Origin of the sequence: Tardiphaga sp. (genome assembly GCF_044340795.1) — a bacterium.
Classification (GTDB): domain Bacteria; phylum Pseudomonadota; class Alphaproteobacteria; order Rhizobiales; family Xanthobacteraceae; genus Tardiphaga.
In genome coordinates this window covers 1-2,948 of record NZ_JBIISY010000423.1, presented here as the reverse complement: position 1 = coordinate 2,948, position 2,948 = coordinate 1, and the positions used below count along the sequence as shown (strand labels likewise).

The 2,948-nt window shown below is 62.5% G+C and carries 2 protein-coding genes and 1 riboswitch; of the genes, one reads left to right on the top strand and one right to left on the bottom strand.

What is annotated here, in order from left to right; genetic code table 11:
• Positions 1-505 (bottom strand): TonB-dependent receptor (locus tag ACIQ17_RS32610; RefSeq protein WP_398473706.1); only part of this gene is annotated, 505 nt, incomplete at its 3' end.
• Positions 506-769: 264 nt separating this feature from the next.
• Positions 770-992, top strand: a riboswitch (cobalamin riboswitch).
• A 118-nt stretch (positions 993-1,110) separates the two neighbouring features.
• Here ACIQ17_RS32610 and ACIQ17_RS32605 point away from each other — a divergent pair.
• Positions 1,111-2,948 (top strand): ribonucleoside-diphosphate reductase subunit alpha (locus ACIQ17_RS32605; RefSeq protein WP_398473705.1); only part of this gene is annotated, 1,838 nt, incomplete at its 3' end.

The following is a 2,948-nucleotide window of genomic DNA, read 5'->3' as shown; positions in this document are numbered from 1 at the left end:
CTTCAAAGCCCTTGTAGGTGAAGCCGTTCTTGGTCGTGAGATTGATGGCGCCGCCGAGCGCGTTGAGACCGAAGATCGGATTGTTGGTGAAGATGTCGGCGCGCTGGATCGCGTTGGTCGGGATCAGGTCCCAGTTCACGGTGTCGCCGAAGGATTCGTTGAGCCGAATGCCGTTCATGTAGACGGCGATGCCCTGTGGCGTGCCTTGCAGCGGCGAGGCCGCGAAGCCGCGATACCGGACCTCCTGTTGTGCACCATTGCCATTGGGGTCGGAGAGCGAGATGCCTGGCACGCGCTGGAACAACGTATCCGTGATGTTCTGCGAATAGCTGCGCTGGAAATCTTCGGCGGTCACCGTCGAGGTCATCGACGGGATCTTGTCCTTGTCGATGCCGGGCCCCTGCACGGGGGTGTTGGCGATGACGACGATTTCCTGCAACCGCTCCTGGGCTTCGGCTGGCGAGAGCATCGCGCCTAGGCCGGCGGAGGACAACGTCAACGCCACGAACGCATTCCGCATTCCCATCACGCATCCCCCGACAACTGCACTTGCCGTGCTTGGGCGAAAGATTGCGGGCGGCGGTAATTCTGCGCAAACGGAAAGGCTGCCGAAACGTCGGGAGACTTTGATGCAGCGATCGGGAAAATTCCCGATTGCTGTCGGGACGTGCGAGGGGCAAGGCGGCGCAAGTTGTCCACGGTACCAACAGGTCCGTCAGATTTCGCGCCCTAACCCTCAAACCGCGCTTGACAGTTCGCTACGGTTCACACCAAATGTAGGCGTCACGGTCCGCCATGTCGCAAGATTTGGTGGCTAAGAGGGAAGTCGGTGAGAGTTGCGCGTAACTGCGCTCGATTCCGGCACTGCCCCCGCAACTGTAAGCAGAGAGTTTGTTTCGATTGACGTCACTGGGGCTTCACCGCTCCGGGAAGGCGGAAACAAGCGCTTGAATCTGCGAGTCAGGAGACCTGCCGCGACACCAGAAACGTCCATGGGCGGGGTGTCCCAGCGGTCGCTTGCAGGCTTTGCCGCGCGTCCGCCCGGCATGATGCAATCGTCCTTTCGGCCCCAGCCCCCTTCAGCTCGATGCATCTCACGGGGTCCTGCCGATGCCTTCCACGTCCCACGCTCTCTCCAACGGCCATGACACGGCCGTGCTTGCCCATCAGCCGCCCGAAACGAACGTCGTGCCTGCGCACGCGCCCTCCATGCAGGTGATCCGCCGCAATGGCACCGTGTCGCCGTTCGACGCCGGCAAGATCTCGGTGGCCATGACCAAGGCGTTTCTCGCTGTCGAGGGCAACACGGCAGCAGCATCGCGCCGTGTCCATGAATCGGTCGAGCAACTGACCGGCGAGGTTTTCGCCGCACTGACGCGCCGGATCGGCGAGGGCCGGACTTTCCATATCGAGGATGTGCAGGATCAGGTCGAACTGGCGCTGATGCGCAGCGAACACCACAAGGTCGCGCGCGCCTACGTGCTGTATCGCGAGGAGCGCGCCCGCCGCCGCGCCGAGGAGGCCGCTGCGAAGCCGGCTGCCGTTCCGGCTGTGCCCGCGCTTCATGTCGCGCTCTCTAATGGCACGCGTGTCCCGCTCGATGCCGCACGTCTGGCACTGATCGTCGATGAAGCCTGCGCCGGCCTCGATGGCGTCGACGCCGCGCCGGTGCTCGAAGAGACGAAGCGCAATCTCTATGACGGCATCACGCTGGATGAACTGGCGCTGGCCGGCATCATGGCGGCCCGCACGCTGGTGGAGCAGGAGCCGAACTACACCTATGTCAGCGCCCGTCTGCTGCTCGATAAGCTGCGCACCGAGGTGCTGACTTATGTCCATGGCGTCCCGAGCTCGGCTTCCCAGGCCGATATGGCGACCCGCTATGCGGAGTATTTCGGCGCTTATGTGAAGGTCGGCATCGAAGCCGAACTGCTCGATCCAGAACTGTCGCGCTTCGACCTCAAGAAGATCGCAGCCGCGCTGAAGCCCGAGCGCGATCTCCAGTTTCAGTTCCTGGGCCTGCAGACCCTGTATGACCGCTATTTCCTGCATGTGCAGGGCAACCGCATCGAGCTGCCGCAGGCCTTCTTCATGCGCGTCGCCATGGGTCTGGCGCTGCGCGAGATCGACCGCGAATCCCGTGCCATCGAATTCTACAATCTGCTGTCGTCGTTCGACTTCATGGCGTCGACGCCGACCTTGTTCAATGCCGGTACACAGCGGCCGCAGCTGTCGTCCTGCTTCCTCACCACGGTGGCCGATGATCTCGACGGCATCTTCAAGTCGGTGAAGGACAATGCCCTGCTGGCAAAATATTCCGGCGGTCTCGGCAATGACTGGACCCGCGTGCGCGGCCTCGGCGCGCATATCAAGGGCACCAATGGCGAGAGCCAGGGCGTGGTGCCGTTCCTCAAGGTCGCCAATGACACCGCCATCGCCGTTAATCAGGGCGGCAAGCGCAAGGGCGCGGTCTGCGCCTATCTCGAAACCTGGCATGTCGACATCGAGGAATTCCTCGATCTGCGCAAGAACACCGGCGATGATCGCCGCCGCACCCATGACATGAACACGGCCAATTGGGTTCCGGACCTGTTCATGCAGCGCGTCGAAGCCGACGGCGAATGGACGCTGTTCTCGCCTGACGAAACACCGGACCTGCACGACCTCTATGGCAAACCCTTTGCCGAGCGTTACGCCGCCTATGAAGCCAAGGCGGCCCGCGGCGAGATGCGCGTGTACAAGACCGTGCGCGCCACCGATCTGTGGCGCCGCATGCTGACCATGGTCTTCGAGACCGGTCATCCGTGGATCACCTTCAAGGACCCCTGCAACCTGCGCTCACCGCAGCAGCATTCCGGTGTGATTCACTCGTCGAATCTCTGCACCGAGATCACGCTGAACACGTCGGATGACGAGGTCGCCGTCTGCAATCTCGGTTCGGTCAACCT